A 15538-nucleotide genomic window follows, 5' to 3' on the forward strand; every position below is an offset into this window, starting at 1 on the left:
GGATTTGTCAAGCGCATCGCCCGAAGGATCGGCTCAGCGCGGCTGCCACAGCAAAATGCGCGCCCCGCGGGCGGGTAGGGGCAGCTGCACGCGGCCGCCCTGCACGGCGAACTGTGCGCCGGGGTGCAGAAGGTCTTCCAGAAGTCCTTCTGCGCAGCCGTCCAGCTCCAGGGTGAGGGTGATTTCTTCCGCGGCGTTGAAGGCCGCCAACACCCGCTGCCCATCCAGTTCGCGCCAGAAGGCTAACTGCTGGTGGGCCACATGCGCTGGACGGTAACCACCGCGGCGCAGGGCGGGCAGTTGGCGGCGCACCTCGCTGAGCTGGCGCAAAAAGGCGGGCAGCGCAGGCTGCGGGGCGGTTTCAGTCAGTTGAGATAGATCGAGAGCCGGGCGCAGAGGGGCGTCGGTTTGCCCTTTGACCCCACCCAGGCCAAATTCGCTGCCGTAGTAAATGGACGGCACGCCGGGCATGCTGAACAGCAGCGCGTAGAGGGGGAATACATGCGCGGGGTTGTGCAGGCGGCTGGCCACCCGATCCACGTCGTGATTGTCGGCGAAGTTATATAGGGGCAGCCCGCGGTACAGGCCTGCGCTGCCAAACTGCCGATTGAGGGCGTAGGCGATCTCGAAATAATTCGCGTCGTTCAGGCTGGAATACAGCCCCTTGTAGGCTTCATAATTGGTGGTGGCGTCCAGCGTTTGAGGGTTGGCCCAGCGGGTGTAATCGCCATGCACCACCTCGCCCATCAGCCAAAAATCGGGGCGCAGACGGCGGCAGTGGGCGGCTAGAGTCTGCAGGAAACCCAAATCCACCACGTCGGCGGCGTCCAGACGCAGCCCATCAATATCGTAATCCTGAATCCAATGGGTCACCGCCCCCAGCAAGTGATCGCGCACCTCCGGGTGGTGCAGGTTCAGCTTGACCAGTGTGTCGTGGCCGTCCCAGGTGTCGTAGGTGAACGGATCGCCGCGGTGATTGGGTTGGCCGAAGCGCAGGCCCGAAAACCAGCCGGCATAGGGCGAATCCGGCCCGCGGGCTAGCAAGTCGCGAAAGGCCCAAAAATCGCGCCCCACATGGTTGAAGACGCCGTCCAGCACCACGCGGATGCCGCGCTGGTGAAAGGCGCGCACCACCTCAGCCAGGGTGCTGCGTGTGCCCAGGCGGCGGTCCACGTTGTAGTAATCGGCGGTGTCGTAGCCGTGGGTGCCCGATTCAAACAGCGGACCCAGATACACGGCGTTGCAGCCCAGGCTTTGGATGTGGTCGGCCCAGGGGAGCAGGCTTTCCAGGCGGGGGCAGGGCGCGGCTTGGAAGTCGTTATGGGCAGGCGCGGCGCACAGCCCCAGGGGGTAAATGTGGTAAAAAACGGCGTCGGGTGACCAGGTGTGCATGGGTTTTCTCCTTGATGGTATACCGATCGGTATAGAAACGAGTTAAAAAAAGAGGCTTAGGAATAGATGCCGTGCTGAAATTGATGCACGGCCTGTTCCACCAGGGCGGCGTCTAACTGGGTATAGCCGTTGAGGGCCATCGCCGCGTAGGTGTTGAGCATGCCCAAAAAGGTGGCGGCGTAGGCGCGCTGGCGGCCGCGCATATTGCCGTGCTGCTGCACTGCCTGAGCGAAGAGGGCTTCGAGGATGTCGTGCGCCTGACGGTTGAGGCTGGAGACCACCTGGAAACCTTCGCTGTCGCGCGGGGCAAACCACAAGGCCAACTGCAGGCGGTAGAACCCGGGGTTTTCACGGGCAAAGGTGAACACGGCTTCGGCCACGCGTTTGAGGGTCAGCGGTAGGTCGCCTGAGTAGACGGCGGCCGCCTGCACCTGCTGGTTAAACTGTGTGAAGGGCGGGGTCAGCACCGCCTCTAACAGGCCGCGTTTGGAGCCGAAATAGTGGTAGAGGGTCGGCTTGGTGATGCCGGCGGCGTCCACAATTTCCTGAACGCCGACCGCATCATAGCCGCGGGCGGCAAACAGCTGCAGGGCGCAGCTCAGCAGGGCGACACGGGTATCCATGACGGCTATTATACCGATCGGTATAGTTCCTGTCAAGATGAAAAGGGCAATTCACTGGCGCAGATTTGTTATAATCCCAGCAAACGAGGTGATCCCTATTGATCCATATTGACCAGATCGTCCGCAGCAAACGCCGTACCCTGGCGCTGATCGTGATGCCCGATGGGCGGGTGGTGGTGCGCGCACCCCTGGGGGCCAGCGACCAGGCCATCCGCACCTGGGTGGAAACCAAAGCAGACTGGCTGAAAGCCCGTTTGGCGGCTGTGCCGCCCCGCGAAACCTTTGCCGAGGGGCACAGCCTGTGGTACCTGGGTCAGGCCTGCCCGCTGCGCCTGGTAGATGCGGCCCGGCCCGCGCTGACCTTTCGCGAGGGAGTGTTTTACCTGGGGCGCAACTGGCTGCCGCAGGCCGAGGCGGTTTTCACCCGCTGGTACCGCGCCCAGGCGGCCCGCGTTTTGGGGGCGCGGCTGGCGCAGCGGGCGAAGCAGTTGGGTTATCCCTACCGCCGCCTTCGCATCAGCGCGGCGCGCACGCGCTGGGGCTCGTGCAGCTCCACCGGCACCATCAGCCTCACCTGGCGGCTGGTGATGGCCCCGCCGGAGGTGGCAGATTACGTTATCGTGCACGAGCTGGTTCACACCCGCCACCCCAATCACAGCCCGGCTTTTTGGGCGCGGGTGGCCGCCCACCTGCCGGATTACCGGCAGCGGGCGCAGTGGCTGAAATCACAGGGCGCAAAATTGGCCCTTCCGCGCGGCGAAAGCCCCTACAATTAGGCAAAGCGGCATTTTTGAATTCACCCTGCGCTGAACGGGTCTGGAACACGGACAGCAGATTCGATTGAGGCTTGGTCTATGTTTGATGTGATTGCTTTTGACGCAGATGATACTTTGTGGCAGAACGAGCGTAACTACCGCCGGGTGCAGGCGCAGTTTGCCCAGCTTTTTGCCGATCACCACTCCCCCGAATGGGTGGATGCGCGCCTGTTCGAAACCGAATCGCGCAATATGGAACATTACGGCTACGGGATTAAGGCCTTCACCCTTTCGATGATCGAGACCGCCATCGCCCTGACGGATGGAGCCGTCAGCGGCACGGAAATCCAGGTCATCCTGGAGCTGGCCAAGGGTATGCTGGCGGCGGAGGTGGAGCTTTTGGCGGGGGTGGCCGAGGCCGTGCCGCTGCTGGCGCAGCGCTGCCCGTTGATGATCATCACCAAGGGCGATCTGCTGGATCAGGAAGCCAAATTCCGCCGTTCGGGGCTGGCCCCCTATTTTCGCCATCTGGAAGTGGTCAGCCACAAATCCCGCGAGACCTATGAGCAGATTCTGCGCAGCCACGGGCTCAGCCCGCAGCGCTTTTTAATGGTGGGCAACTCTTTGCGCTCCGATATCCTCCCCATTCTGGAGCTGGGCGGCAGTGCGGTGTACATTCCGCACGACACCACTTGGCTGCACGAGGTGGCCGACCCGCCCCCCAGCGGCCACCCCGGCTATTACACCCTGGAGCGTTTTGACCTTTTGCCGGGCTGGCTGGCGGAACTCACCCGCGCCCGCGGATCATGATCCCGTTTTTCCCTGAGGGTTTCCTGCTGGCCGCGGCCCAAATGGTGCTGGGCGAATTTTGGATGCGGCGCCGGGGGGTAAGCCTGCGCCGCCGCATCTCGATTCTGGCCTGGGGCGCCTACGGCTGGCTGCTGATGGCCCTGGTGGTCTTTCCTATTCCGGTGGATTGCGGCAGTCCCGGCAGCAATCTCGAATGGATTTTATCGCGAGTGAACCTGCGTCCGTTCTTCTACGGCGAGCAGCCCATTCCGCGCGCCGTGGCCGCCGATATCCTGGGCAACCTGCTTCTGACCCTTCCCGCCGGGGCGTATCTGAGCCTCAGCAGCGTGTCAAACCGCTGGGGCATCGCCTGGGCGGGTTTGACTCTGGGAATCGGGCTGGAGGGGGCGCAGCTTGTTGTTTCACTGGGCCTGGGCTGCGCCTACCGCTCGGTGGACATCAACGACCTGCTGCTGAACGCGGCGGGGGTGTGGCTGGGGGCCGGGCTGGTGCGGTTGACGCGGCGGTAATTGAGCATCGTGATGGTGGTAGAATCGGAATCGCAGCCGGGTGTGGGCGTGTAGGATGGCTGCTGGTTTCTGGAGTTATGGAAACCTGTTCGTTGAAACTTCTTTTCTGACCCGTAGGGGATTCATCCATGTCCCGTGTATTGCAAACCCTGTCAAGATGGATCAACTCACGTCTTTCCAAAGCGCTCGAGGCCCTGCTGGTGGTGGGCATTTTGGTTCCCGTTTACCTGTGGCTGTCAAAGCTGGCGGCTGGGGCATATCAATGGGATGATTTACTGTATCTGCATACCGCCCTGAATCCTGAACCGCTGTCGTACATCCTGAACCGCTATGCCCATATTTACTGGCTGCGGATTCTGTACCTGCTGGATGGGGATATCTTCACCGCCGCCCGCCACTATTGGGCTTTCATCGTCGTGGGGACAGTAGCCCTCACCTACACGGCTGTGAGGCTGCTCAGCCGCACCCGCTTAATGGCGGTGGTTTCGGGGGTGGTGATTTTGGGCCAGTTCTGGCTGTTTGAAATCAACGGCTCGCCGCTGGCTGATTTCAGCGTGATGTGGATGATTTCTGCCGGTGTGGTGATCTATCTGCTGCTGTTCCGCGTGCAGGGCTGGCACCGCCAGGGGCTGTTGATCCTGTTCGGCCTGATTTTGTATCTGGCCTTCCGCATGAAAGAGACCGGCGCGGCCCTGGCCTTTTTGGTGGTGGGCCTGGGCTGGTTGGAGGGTGAAAAATTCCAATGGCATGCCCTTCTGCGCAGCGTGGCCTGGATTGCGGCCGGGGCGCTGGTGGGCGCGGCCTTGATGACCGCCCTGGACGGCGTTTTTCTTGGGGACCCGTGGTTTGCCTTCCGGCCTTCCAGCTTTCAAAAGCTGGCCAATTTTAACTACGGGGATTGGGAAAACTGGAATTTCGAACGCTCTATCGAAAGTCGTATGCTGCGGTATCTGGTGGCGGACATCAGCGCTTTTAGCATGTTTGGGCTGTATTTCGTCGGCTTGCGCAAACCGGCTTCGCGTTCGTGGGCTGAGCAGGTGCTGTGGATGCTGCCGCTGGCGGTGATCCTGTTCCTGTTCGCTTCGCGCTTCCAGCCCCAAATTCGTTATCTGTATATCGTCATTCCTCTCATGGCGGTGCTGGCGCTGGCGCAGTACCGCGCCGAGGCTCCCGCCCGCCCGCGCGACCTGCTCTTGGGCTGGGGCGGCGCGGCGGCGATGCTGGCCGTCTACGGGCTGGGGCAGCCGTACCTGCGCGCATTTGTGGCCCGCGGCAATTGGGAAATGGTTCCCTTCCAGGGTGCGGTGATCGTCCCCCTGCTGACGGGTGTGCTGGCAGGCGGGTATGCCCTGATCAAGACCTGGAATCGGGCCATGATCGCGGTTCCGGCGGTGATTTTTTTGATGATGTTCCTGCCGTTTGTGCAGTACAACCGGCACATTTTGGAAACGCAGAAATACAATTTGCCGGTGGCCAGCCGCTACTACCCCTATGAAGTGTTTCGCTCCGAAATTGAGTATTCGCCTGAGATGAAAATCTTTGTGGACAATCGCTTATCGGATTATGTCTACAAGCGCGACACAAAACGCTTTTCCTACGGCATGTTGGGGCGTACAGAACTCTCACAATCCTGGGTCTTCAACCTGTATTTCAGCCAAAACGCCCGCTCTGACCAATTTGTGATGGGAACTGAAGCGGACTATTTGGCAAATCCACAGGACTATGACTACGCGTTTATCTCGTATAAAACCTGGTTTGCGCTGCCCGATAAAACGCGCATTCAGTTGGAAAACCGTATTCAGGTGCAGGCGGATCCGGATGAACTGTTCGTGTTCATCACCCCCAAATAAGTGCAATTTAGCACCGCCCGCATTTCCCCTCTTAATGCTGCACGCTCAGGAACTTTTTGAGAGCGAGCAGCGTTAAGGCTGTAAAGATCGCGTGCAACCTACACGCCTGTGCGGCGTATATAGAACTGGAGGAAAATGTCATGAAATCCAAAATCCTGCGTGTCATTCTGGCGGCTGCCGTATTGCTGGGGGGCTTTCTGTCCACGGCTTCGGCTGTGCAGGCGGACGGCAGCGCCTCGTTCCTTTTTGTGTGGGTCAAGACGGATGATTCCGTGCGCATTCGCACCAGCAATTTCCCCGGTGGCAAGCTGTTGGACATTCGCATGGGCGCTTACGGTACGGATGCCAAGGACGGCATTTACGTGGACACCACCAACACCGGCGCGGGCGGCGCTTTTGAAGAGACTTACCGCATCCCCGCGGCTTTGAAGGGTCTCGACCGCATCGCCATGCGCTTTGAATCCAAAGACGGCGTGGTGATTACCAACTGGTTTGCCAACACTTCCGCTGGTCAGGCCACCCCCACGGCGGTACCGACCCTGCAGCCCACCCCCCAGGGCACGCCGGTCTCTGGCGGCGGCCCCAACCTGACCATCACGGCCGTGCTGAAGAACCAATCCATCAGCGCGCGCGCCAACGGCTTGCCCGCCAACCAGACTTTCCGCGTGCGCATGGGCCCGCTCAACGATTTTGGCAAGAACGGCATCGAAGTCGGCCAATTCAACTCGGGCAAAGGCGGTTCGATGGATCTGCTCATCCCCATCTCGCGCACCTCGGTGGATGTGGAATGGGTGAGCGTGCGCATTGACAGCGACCAGGGCTACTACGCCTACAACGCCTTCAAGAATGTCACCACCGGCAGCGTGCAGGATACCGACGCAGTGGTGGTGAACCCCAGCGACACCAGCGGCTACTACTGCGAGATTGTGTCGGTCAAGCCCACCAGCGGCACCAAATTGGACAAGAAGGCCGATTTTGACGCGGTGTGGGTGGTGAAGAACACCGGCAGCAAGACCTGGGAAACGACCGCCGTGGACTACAAGTACCTGAGCGGCAAAGAGATGCACACCGGCGAAGACCTGTACGATCTGCCCAAGAAGGTCAAGCCCGGTGAGACGGTCAAGATCATCGTGGACATGCGCGCGCCCAACGCTAGCGGCAGCTTCACCGCCACCTGGGCCCTGGCGCAGGGCAGCACTATCCTGTGCAAGATGCCCGTGACCATCACCGCTAAGTAAAATCAGACCCTGTGAATCAAAGGCCGTCCGGTTCCAAACCGGGCGGCCTTTTGTTGATCACAGCGCTGCAGAGTTTAGGGGCGCTGAATCGCCTCGGCCATTGGCAGCATGGTTTCCAGCGGCAGTCCCGGGTTGGTGCTCAGTTCAAATTCGAAGCCGCCTTCGCTCCAGCGCAGCAGGTTGGCATACTGCAAAGCAACCTGATGGTCCGGTTCCACATAAGTGGATAGGCGCAGGTTCTCAATCCACAGCCCCTGACTGCTGCGCAGCTGTACCTCCTGAACCGGGGCGCTGCCCACCGGAAGGGTCTGCGTTTCAGCCCCGGGTGCATACATGAGCTGGCGCAGGGTCAGCGTTTGATCCGCGGATTGATAGACGGTGATCACCGCGGTGTAGGGATTCTGGTCGTCCGGCAGGTTCACTCGGCGCACCATCAGAGTCAGGCCTGGTGGAAGGTTGGTCAGCTCAGCCGCAGGGAAACCTGCCTGAGCTTGCGCTTCGTCCAGGCTCAAAAGGGGGTTGGCCTGCCATTCAACGGCCTGCTGGCTAGGGGCCGGGCTGGGCGCAGCGGCTTGCAGCGATTCTTCAAACTGCTCGGCATGGGTGGGGGCATCTGAAAGGATCAGATGGCCAATTTGGTAGAGGATGGTCTGGGCGTAGGTGCGCACGGTAGGGAAAGCCAAAAGGGAAATCGAAAAGAGCAGCACCGCTGCCAGGAATCCCCACGCCAGGCGGCGCCAGACAACGGGGCGGGCGGGCTGAGGCTCCGTCAGACGGTGCAGGAGAGCTTTGGAAAAAGCCGGACTCGGCTGCTGCTGAAAACCGTACAGAAATTGATCATCACTCATCCTAGGCCTCCCATTCTTTTTTCAGGGCCTGAACCACGCGGTGCAAGATGACGCCCACGTTGGACTCGCTCAGGCCGGTCAACCCGGCGATGGCGCGGTTGGTCAGGTTGGCGCCGTATTTCATGGCGACCAATTCGCGCTCGCGGGCGGGCAGACGACAGAGAAGCTGGTTCAGCCTGTACAGGTCATACTGCCTTTCCGATTCGGCCGCGGGGGTTATGGGGTCCGTCAGGCCGGCGCTTTCGATGTCTTCAGCCGCGCGGTGATTCTGGCGGTACGCGTCTACGGCGGTGTTGCGGGCGATGGTGAACAACCAGGTGGACAGGCTGGCCAGCTCCTGGCGGAACTTACCGCGTTTTTTCCAGGCCTTCTCAAAGGTCACCGCGGTTAAATCTTCGGCCAGGGCGGTGTCCCCGAAGCGGTAGAGGAAGAAGTTGTAGATGCGGGGCAGGAATTCTTCGTAAATCGCTTCGAAAGGCCGATTTTCGCTCTGCGAGGAGAACTGGGGGGCGTTGTTCAGGTTTGCCATTCTATATCATTATACGGAGCGAGCCGGATAGTATTACAGCCTGCATGCTGGTGAAGGAAAAATCCTGACATCACGCATAAAAAAACCCCCGACTGCACAGGCAGGTGGGGGTCAAGACAACATAGACAGGTTTCTTATTCGTGGGGCTTGTGCTCGTGGTGGGCGGTGCGGTCAATATGCGCCAGCCGCCCGGCCATTTTGGCCGAGGAGATCAGGAAAGCCCCCAGGAAGAGGAGGGACACCAGGATGCCGATGATATCCAGCACGGTCAGCCCAACAAAGGGCAGCTGGATGATGGGCATGCCGTTGAAATACACCCAGGCCGTGCCCAGCATGGCCACCATGCGCATTTCGGTGGGGCCTAGATAGGCATAAGAGATCTTAAACTCGCCCATCGAGACGGTGGCCAGGGCGGCATACAGGGAGAGCAGCAAATACCCTGCCAGGGCCACGGCGGCGATGTCAAAGCGCATGAACGGCGACATGCCCATGCCGATGAAGACCAGCGTTTCGGCCAATGCATCTGTGGAGTGATCCACAAAGAAGCCGTAGCGCGGGCGTTCGATGTGCCGGAAGCGAGCCAGATTGCCGTCCAGACTGTCGCCGAACCAGTTGAGAATGCAGCCGAAAAAGGCCGCCCACAAAAAGGCCGGGTGGTAGTTCGACAGGGCATAGCTGACCGCGATCAACACCGCCGCGAACATGCCCAGGGCAGTGAGGTGGTCGGGCAGCACCCATTGGGGCAGGCGCGAGGCCATCCAGGGTAAAAACCGGCGTTCGAATGGGCCGGTGAGGGTATCCACCACCCGTTTATGTTTTGCGGCACGCACTTTCACTTTCTTCTGACTCATGATTCCTCGGTTCTTTTCTATGGAAGCGGCGGCTGCACATCCGGCCAAACGGGGTAAAACATGCTCCACTGCTGGGGAGCAGGCCGGATGATCTCTTCTGCCGCGGCTAAGATGGCTTCAGCGTTGCGGGTGGTTTCCCGCTGTAAATCTTCGTCAGGGCGCATGGGGATGGGCCCCAGCGCCCACACGCGCAGCCGCCCGGTGGGTTGGTAGCGCGCGCCCATCAGATAGACCCATGCCTTAGTTTTCAGCGCCAGGCGCACATGGCCCACGGGCAGCTGGGCAGGGCGCCCAAAGAACTGCACCGGGTAGTTGGAACCGTGGATGGGACGGTCAATGCCGGTGACCACCGTCCCCCCGCTGCGCAGGCGTTCCACAGCCTGGCGCAGAGCGCTGGGGGAGATGGGTTCAATCTCGGCACGGGCCACCTGGCGCAGCTGGTTTTGCATCTGGTAGCCGCCCGGCGGCTGCGGATAGGATAAGACCAGCAAGGGCACGCCGCGCAGGGCGGTGGCGCGCCCCGCCAGGTCGAAATTGGCCGTGTGTGTGCCCAGCAGCAAAATGCCCTGGCGTTCCTCACGGCAGCGCGCCATCAACTCCTCATAACTGGGGTCAAAATCCACCAGGGCCAGCAGACCGGCTGGATCGTTGAGGCGGTGGTAAAAGTCGTACAGGGCGCGCCCATCCATGCGAAACACCGCCCGGGCCTGGCGGCGCAGATCGGCGGCGCTCAGTGAACCGCCGGAGATAACCCACTGGTTGGCGCACACGGCCTGCACCTGGGGCAGATGCGTGAGGCGGCCGTAAACACTCCCTAAAAATTCGCCCAGCCCCACCCCCAGGCGCGGGGGCAGCGCGCGCGCCAACCCCAGGGCCAGCCTCACCCCGAGGCGCGATTGAACCAGGGACGGCTGAGTTGGCATACGCAGCTCCTCAGGCGCGGCGGACGATGGCGTCCGTCATGCGTACCACGCGCACCATGCGGGCCACGTCGTGCACCCGGACGATATCCGCCCCGCGCACAATGCCCACGGCCACCGCCGCGGCGGTGCCTTCTTCGCGCTGGTCGGGGGGCACATCCAGGGTGTAGCCGATGAAGGATTTGCGCGAAGGCCCCAGCAGGACGGGAAAGCCCAGGGCGCGGATTTCACCCAGGCGGTTGAGCAGTTCCAGGTTTTGGGCTACGGTTTTGCCAAAGCCAATGCCGGGGTCGAGCAAAATATGGCTGTCGGGGATTCCGGCGGCGCGCGCCAGGGAGACGCTTTCCAGCAGTTCGCGGCACACGTCACCCAGCAGGTCGTCGTACTGCATGCCCACATAGCGCCCGCCCAGCCGATCTTGCAGCTCGGCGTTGGCAGGTTTGCTGCGGTTGTGCATGAGAATGACGGGCGCCTGGCGGCGGGCCGCCACCTGAGCCAGATCAGGATCGGCGCGCAGACCCCACACATCGTTGATCCAATGTGCCCCGGCCTGCAGGGCGGCTTCAGCCACGGCGGCTTTGTAGGTGTCCACCGAAAGGATCAGCCCCAGCTCAGCCCGCACCAGCGCTTCGATCACCGGCATCACACGGCGCATTTCTTCATCCACGGAAACTGGCTCGGAGCCGGGACGGGTGCTTTCCCCGCCGATATCCAAGATATCGGCCCCCGCGGCGGCGAAGGCGCGCGCCTGTTCCAGGGCCGCGGCGGTCAGGTCCTGGCGCTGCAAAAGGCCGTCGCCCGAAAAGCTGTCGGGGGTCACATTGATGATCCCCATCACATAGGTGCGCTGCCCCCAAACCAGCGGAAAATTCGCAACACTCATTCTTCGCTTACCTTTTCTACCAGCGGGCGTGATGCTCCTCGGCAAAACCGATCAGGTCGCGGATTTCAATGCGCTCACCCTCATCGGTGACGGCTGTGCCGTTGTAGCGCCCAAACATCTGGTGCACTTCGCTCAATAAGATCTTGGCGTCCGTTTTGGCCACGCGCTCAAAGAAGGGGGTAAATTCCAGGTCCAGCCGGCCGTCGGCTGAACGCATGCCCCACGGGCGGGTGAAATGCTTTGAATCGTAGCTGAACTTCACCTCACCCAGCTTGTGCAGGCGGCCGTTGAGGATGAAGGCGTTTTCGGTGGCCGCGGAGGTATCGCCAAAGCCAAAGCCCAGGTTCAGGCCGATGGTGCGCTGGTCGGGCAGGAAACCCGAAGCGCTGGCCCACACCCAAAAGGAGTTGTAGGCCCACACCCCGCGTCCCCAGTCCAGGTTGCCCAGGCAGGTGGCGGGGTCGAGGGTGAAATTCTGGCCGAAGCAGGTCAGGCTGCCTTCGGCGGGCATGCAGTTGACCTTGCGGTTGTAATAAAACCGCTTCTTGGGGATGGGGATGACGATCACCATCGAATCGTGCCCAGGGGTCAGGTGGAGGATGGCCTCGGCGCTGAGTTCCTGGCCGCCAAAGCCCGGCCAGCGCACAGCCACGCGGCGGTGGTCGGCGGCGGCGCTGAAATGCAGGCGCACGCGGCCGTTGTCGTACACCGATTCGCCTTGCTGGCTGCCGCGCGGCAGGCGCACCCCGCGCGCCAGGGGCACCGTGAGGGTCTCTTCGTGGTAGCGGCCGCTGGCAAATTCGACGGCGTAGGCAAAGATGGAGCCGAGGTAACCTACGTCCGAGACGGTGAATGAGAAAAAGTGGGTGGGGGTGGTGATGCCGTAGTAATCCCAGCGTTTGATGCGCAGCGGCTGCAAGAAGCGCAGGCCGTAAAAAGCGGCGTTTTCCAGGTTGCAGTCCAACAGCGGCTCGCGCGCCCAACCGACATCGGCGAGTTCACCTGAAGAATCCAACAGCGGCCCGGGGCCGCGCAGCAGACGTTGATCTATGCTCATGCGTTTTCCTCCACTTGCGGCGCGATGGATTGTAGATGACAACCCCGGCGGCGGCGCACGGTTGCTTCTTGGCCGCGGGGGATGCGGGCGGGCAGATTTGCCTCCCTGCTCTGATTATACTCCCGGCTTGCCTCCGGAGGCTTCGGCGGCCAACCGTTCCAGCACGGCGGATAGGCGCTCGGCGATGGGGGCGGCTTCCATCTGGGCAATGATCTCGCGCTGGTGCGCGGCGGGCAGGCGGTTGAAATGCCCGCTGAGGCGGGGGGCTTGGGCCAGGGCCGCCGCCAGGTCGGGGGGGATGCGCACGCCTTCGGGCGGGGTATAGGTGCGCACCCCGCGGGCGTCCACCGCACGCAGCAGTTCGGTGATGGTGCGGCCGGTGGGAGGGTGCAGGGCGTGGGGGGCCAGCGCGGCCAGCGGAACCAGCACAAAGGCGCGCTCCGCCATGCGCGGGTGCGGCAGGCTCAGGCCGGGCAGTTCGGTACACAGCTCCCCATACAGCAGGATGTCCAGATCAATCAGGCGCGGGCCGTAGCGCACCCCCGGCTGGCGGCCCAGGGTACGCTCAATCTCTTTCAGCCCTGCCAACAGTTCCAAGGGCGGCAGATCGGTTTCGGCTTCGGCCACCTGATTGAGAAAATCCGGCTGATCCAGCACACCCCACGGATCCGTCTCTACCACCGGCGAAACACGCTGCACGGCGGCATAGGGGGAAAGGGCCTGCAGCGCGCGGGATAAATTGGCCAGGCGGTCGCCCAGGTTGCTGCCCAGGGCCAGATACACGCGTTCGCTCACCTTGCACCTCCGCGCGCGTTAGCCGTTGGTTTTACCCAGGGCGTTCAGCAGGTCGGCCAACAGGCCGTAGGCGGTGGTATCGGGGCCGGGGTTGCTTTCCAAAATGCCCAGGCCGCTGAGGGTGTCCATTTCAAACTGCACAAAAGAGCTGGTGCCGCCCACGCTGTAGAGGGGCGAGGTGGAAGGCACGCGCTGGGGGGCCACCTGGGCGTGGATTTGCCCGTTCTCGCGGCGGGCGGTGCATACCAGCTTCCAGCGTTCCCCGGCATCCAGAGCGGCGCGGATGTCTTCGGCGCTCAGCCCGCGGATGCCCTCCCGCACCACCTGCTGGGGGGTGAAGGGTTCGCCCATCAGCACGGTGATCAGGGCGGCCACCTTGATGGCGGCGTCCCAGCCGTCCACGTCGGCGGAGGGGTCGGTTTCGGCGATGCCGATGGATTGGGCGTAGCGGATGACATCATCCAGTTCGCGGCCCTGTTCCATCATCTCCAGCATCAAATTGGTGCAGGAATTGAGGATGCCCATGAAGCCCATCAGTTCCGAAGCGGGTAGGGGCTGGCGGAAAAGCGAAAAGATGGGCGCGCCGTCCATGACGGTGGATTCAAACATGAACTTGCGCCCGCTGCGCGCGGCGGTTTCGGTGAGCAGGGCGTGGCCGTGAACCACGGGGCCTTTGTTGGCGGTGACGGCGTGCATGCCGCATTCCAGGGCGGTGCGCAGGTGGTCTATGGCGGGTTGGCCGGTGTGGTGGTTGACGGGCGAATTTTCAAATAGGACGTCCGCCGGGCAGGCGCGGATGAAATCCAGCATGGAGGCCGGGCGCGGCCCGCGGCAGAGGGCGTCGATGGATTGGCCGCTTTCGGCCAGGCGCAGCGCTTCCTGCACATCCAGCCCCTGGGGATCAACGGCCATGCCGTGGCGTCCGGTGGCGATGCCGGTCACCACCCACTCCAGGCCGTATTGGCTGGCCAGCAGCGCGCGTTTGCGTTCCAGAAGGCGGACGAGAGCCCGCCCAACATTTCCAAAGCCGACCAGGGCAAGACGAACGGTTTGCATGTGCATTTCTCCTTCGAGTTGAAAATGGGCCGCGCTCAGATAGGCGGCCAGGGGTAAGGACGGCGGTGGCTTGCGGGTTGTGGAAAACGGGGGTTGGCCAGCAGCCGCTTTCCGCGGCGCAGCAGGGCGCGCACCTCGGCGGGCAGCAGCATGGCGCGCAGCGAGGCGAACAGCGGCCCCTCCTGCGCCAGCTCATCCATCACGCGGGCCACGTCGGCCAGGAGCGGGTCGGGGATGGGCTCCCCGGCGAAATCCCAAATGACCGTGCGGAGCTTGTCTTCCACGTGAAAACAAATCCCGTGGTCAATTACCCACAGGCGCCCATCCGTCCCCAGCAGCAGATGGCCGCCTTTGCGGTCGGCGTTGTTGGCCAACAGGTCAAAGACTGCCAGAGGCCGCAGACTCTGTTTTTGTTCGGGGGTCAGGGTGAAAAAATGCACCTGGGGGTCGTGATCCACAAACAATTGCAGCGAGCCTGGGCCAAAAGGGGCGTTTTTGTGACGGTAAACGGTGGGGGGAATCAGATCCCAGCCCAGGGCCCGGCTGAGGCGGTAGGCGGCCACTTCGCGCCGCGCCAATGAGCGCGGCGGAAAATCCCACAGGGGGCTTTCGCCTTGGGTAGGTTTGTAGACCACCTGCAGGCTGCTCTCTTCGTGAACGAGCGTGCCCAAAAAGGTGCGGTTGGAGCTGTTTAAGAACTGACCTTGCAAAGAGATGTCTCCCCGGTGCAAGGCCAGCAAAATCGGTTCTTGGGTGAGCGGCACAGTCATCACCAGCTGAACGCCCTCCTGGGGGCAGACTCAGTGCTTGTGTCCATTACGCTTGGGGCAAAAATGCCCCTCAGGCTCCATCGGCTGACCGCAGTACGGGCAGATGGGCCGCCCGCGGTTGACGACCTCCAGGCCCCAATGGACGGCCGCCAGGAGCTGTTCGCGCGTGCACCACAGGCGGGCCACATTGCTTTGCTCTGGGTCGCTTTCTTCGGTCATCACTTCGCGCAGCACCAACCCCACCCGGTCGCGGTCGCTGTCGTAGGCCAGACCCAGCTCACCGACGCGGAACCAGGGGTCCACCGGCGGCAGGATGTGCATCTGGTCTTCATTGAATTGACCGGATTCTAAGGGAAGCTCGGGTAGGCGTTCGTGCAGCTCATTGAGGAACTGTTCCACCCCCAGCGCCAGGCTTTGCACCTGCACTTTTTCCAGAATGAAGGTCACAGTCTGCTCCGCGCCGCGGGCCTGAAGGTAGAAAACCCGTTGGCCCGGCTTGCCAATGGCATCAATGGTGAGGAGATCAACGGGATCCAGATCCAATTCTTGAGCGGGCATGGGCAATCCTCCTTTGGTGCGTTTAGTATACCAGAATTCGGCTGGCCTCTGGCAGCCTTTGTGTAAGGCTGGGGCTGGGGCGGTTTTTTTAAAC

17 protein-coding genes are annotated in these 15538 nt (G+C 62.1%); 5 read left to right on the forward strand and 12 right to left on the reverse strand.

The window, feature by feature from the left end:
• Window positions 1-33: 33 nt before the first annotated feature.
• Window positions 34-1392 carry an alpha-amylase family glycosyl hydrolase gene (locus ADN01_RS04620; protein ID WP_062419976.1) on the reverse strand — a complete coding sequence of 453 codons (1359 nt, stop codon included), beginning with the start codon at window positions 1390-1392 and terminating at the stop codon, window positions 34-36.
• Between the two features lie 56 nt (window positions 1393-1448).
• Window positions 1449-2015: a TetR/AcrR family transcriptional regulator gene (locus ADN01_RS04625; protein ID WP_062419975.1), complete on the reverse strand. Its 567-nt coding sequence runs from the start codon at window positions 2013-2015 to the stop codon at window positions 1449-1451.
• Window positions 2016-2113: 98 nt separating this feature from the next.
• Between ADN01_RS04625 and ADN01_RS04630 the strand changes: the two genes are divergently transcribed.
• The 5 genes from ADN01_RS04630 (at window position 2114) to ADN01_RS04650 (ending at window position 7177) form a co-directional block, all read left to right on the forward strand.
• Complete coding sequence (locus ADN01_RS04630; protein WP_062419974.1) at window positions 2114-2791, forward strand: M48 family metallopeptidase; 678 nt, start codon at window positions 2114-2116, stop codon at window positions 2789-2791.
• Between the two features lie 78 nt (window positions 2792-2869).
• A complete protein-coding gene (locus ADN01_RS04635) occupies window positions 2870-3580 on the forward strand; it encodes an HAD family hydrolase (protein WP_062419973.1) in 711 nt (236 codons plus the stop codon).
• Entirely contained in the window at window positions 3577-4089 is a 513-nt protein-coding gene (locus ADN01_RS04640; protein ID WP_062419972.1) for a VanZ family protein, read from the forward strand. The genes ADN01_RS04635 and ADN01_RS04640 overlap by 4 nt, the downstream gene beginning before the upstream one ends.
• Before the next feature lie 128 nt (window positions 4090-4217).
• Window positions 4218-5939, forward strand: coding sequence for a hypothetical protein (locus ADN01_RS04645; RefSeq protein WP_062419971.1), 1722 nt, complete (start codon window positions 4218-4220; stop codon window positions 5937-5939).
• Window positions 5940-6079: 140 nt separating this feature from the next.
• Window positions 6080-7177 (forward strand): NBR1-Ig-like domain-containing protein, encoded by a 1098-nt coding sequence (locus tag ADN01_RS04650; protein ID WP_062419970.1) that lies wholly within the window; start codon window positions 6080-6082, stop codon window positions 7175-7177.
• Window positions 7178-7251: 74 nt separating this feature from the next.
• On the opposite strand, the gene ADN01_RS04655 is transcribed toward ADN01_RS04650, so the two are convergent.
• The 10 genes from ADN01_RS04655 to ADN01_RS04700 form a co-directional block, all read right to left on the reverse strand.
• Window positions 7252-8025 carry a hypothetical protein gene (locus ADN01_RS04655; RefSeq protein WP_062419969.1) on the reverse strand — a complete coding sequence of 258 codons (774 nt, stop codon included), beginning with the start codon at window positions 8023-8025 and terminating at the stop codon, window positions 7252-7254.
• 1 nt (window position 8026) lies between these two features.
• Window positions 8027-8554 carry an RNA polymerase sigma factor gene (locus ADN01_RS04660; RefSeq protein ID WP_062419968.1) on the reverse strand — a complete coding sequence of 176 codons (528 nt, stop codon included), beginning with the start codon at window positions 8552-8554 and terminating at the stop codon, window positions 8027-8029.
• 134 nt (window positions 8555-8688) lie between these two features.
• Window positions 8689-9405 (reverse strand): CDP-alcohol phosphatidyltransferase family protein, encoded by a 717-nt coding sequence (locus ADN01_RS04665; protein ID WP_062419967.1) that lies wholly within the window; start codon window positions 9403-9405, stop codon window positions 8689-8691.
• A 17-nt stretch (window positions 9406-9422) separates the two neighbouring features.
• A complete protein-coding gene (locus ADN01_RS04670) occupies window positions 9423-10328 on the reverse strand; it encodes a lysophospholipid acyltransferase family protein (RefSeq protein ID WP_062419966.1) in 906 nt (301 codons plus the stop codon).
• A gap of 10 nt (window positions 10329-10338) precedes the next feature.
• Entirely contained in the window at window positions 10339-11208 is an 870-nt protein-coding gene (gene folP / locus ADN01_RS04675) for a dihydropteroate synthase (protein ID WP_062419965.1), read from the reverse strand.
• A 16-nt stretch (window positions 11209-11224) separates the two neighbouring features.
• The gene (locus ADN01_RS04680) at window positions 11225-12265 is read right to left on the reverse strand and encodes a DUF2804 domain-containing protein (protein ID WP_062419964.1); all 1041 of its coding nucleotides are present in this window, start codon (window positions 12263-12265) and stop codon (window positions 11225-11227) included.
• 114 nt (window positions 12266-12379) lie between these two features.
• Window positions 12380-13060: a 2-amino-4-hydroxy-6-hydroxymethyldihydropteridine diphosphokinase gene (folK, locus tag ADN01_RS04685; RefSeq protein WP_075070964.1), complete on the reverse strand. Its 681-nt coding sequence runs from the start codon at window positions 13058-13060 to the stop codon at window positions 12380-12382.
• A gap of 18 nt (window positions 13061-13078) precedes the next feature.
• Entirely contained in the window at window positions 13079-14116 is a 1038-nt protein-coding gene (locus tag ADN01_RS04690; RefSeq protein ID WP_236690966.1) for a homoserine dehydrogenase, read from the reverse strand.
• A gap of 35 nt (window positions 14117-14151) precedes the next feature.
• Window positions 14152-14886 carry an SCO1664 family protein gene (locus tag ADN01_RS04695; protein WP_062419962.1) on the reverse strand — a complete coding sequence of 245 codons (735 nt, stop codon included), beginning with the start codon at window positions 14884-14886 and terminating at the stop codon, window positions 14152-14154.
• Window positions 14887-14916: 30 nt separating this feature from the next.
• The gene (locus ADN01_RS04700; protein WP_062419961.1) at window positions 14917-15444 is read right to left on the reverse strand and encodes a DUF3090 domain-containing protein; all 528 of its coding nucleotides are present in this window, start codon (window positions 15442-15444) and stop codon (window positions 14917-14919) included.
• Window positions 15445-15538 lie beyond the last annotated feature (94 nt).

Origin of the sequence: Levilinea saccharolytica (assembly GCF_001306035.1) — a bacterium.
GTDB classification, from domain to species: Bacteria; Chloroflexota; Anaerolineae; order Anaerolineales; family Anaerolineaceae; genus Levilinea; species Levilinea saccharolytica.

Excerpts from the sequence above, each read along its gene's own strand:
- ADN01_RS04620 (WP_062419976.1), bottom strand. The coding sequence starts at position 1,392 with ATGCACACCTGGTCACCCGACGCCGTTTTTTACCACATTTACCCCCTG.
- ADN01_RS04625 (WP_062419975.1), bottom strand. The coding sequence starts at position 2,015 with ATGGATACCCGTGTCGCCCTGCTGAGCTGCGCCCTGCAGCTGTTTGCC.
- ADN01_RS04635 (WP_062419973.1), top strand. The coding sequence starts at position 2,870 with ATGTTTGATGTGATTGCTTTTGACGCAGATGATACTTTGTGGCAGAAC.
- ADN01_RS04640 (WP_062419972.1), top strand. The coding sequence starts at position 3,577 with ATGATCCCGTTTTTCCCTGAGGGTTTCCTGCTGGCCGCGGCCCAAATG.
- ADN01_RS04645 (WP_062419971.1), top strand. The coding sequence starts at position 4,218 with ATGTCCCGTGTATTGCAAACCCTGTCAAGATGGATCAACTCACGTCTT.
- ADN01_RS04650 (WP_062419970.1), top strand. The coding sequence starts at position 6,080 with ATGAAATCCAAAATCCTGCGTGTCATTCTGGCGGCTGCCGTATTGCTG.
- ADN01_RS04655 (WP_062419969.1), bottom strand. The coding sequence starts at position 8,025 with ATGAGTGATGATCAATTTCTGTACGGTTTTCAGCAGCAGCCGAGTCCG.
- ADN01_RS04660 (WP_062419968.1), bottom strand. The coding sequence starts at position 8,554 with ATGGCAAACCTGAACAACGCCCCCCAGTTCTCCTCGCAGAGCGAAAAT.
- ADN01_RS04665 (WP_062419967.1), bottom strand. The coding sequence starts at position 9,405 with ATGAGTCAGAAGAAAGTGAAAGTGCGTGCCGCAAAACATAAACGGGTG.
- ADN01_RS04670 (WP_062419966.1), bottom strand. The coding sequence starts at position 10,328 with ATGCCAACTCAGCCGTCCCTGGTTCAATCGCGCCTCGGGGTGAGGCTG.
- folP (WP_062419965.1), bottom strand. The coding sequence starts at position 11,208 with ATGAGTGTTGCGAATTTTCCGCTGGTTTGGGGGCAGCGCACCTATGTG.
- ADN01_RS04680 (WP_062419964.1), bottom strand. The coding sequence starts at position 12,265 with ATGAGCATAGATCAACGTCTGCTGCGCGGCCCCGGGCCGCTGTTGGAT.
- ADN01_RS04690 (WP_236690966.1), bottom strand. The coding sequence starts at position 14,116 with ATGCAAACCGTTCGTCTTGCCCTGGTCGGCTTTGGAAATGTTGGGCGG.
- ADN01_RS04695 (WP_062419962.1), bottom strand. The coding sequence starts at position 14,886 with ATGACTGTGCCGCTCACCCAAGAACCGATTTTGCTGGCCTTGCACCGG.
- ADN01_RS04700 (WP_062419961.1), bottom strand. The coding sequence starts at position 15,444 with ATGCCCGCTCAAGAATTGGATCTGGATCCCGTTGATCTCCTCACCATT.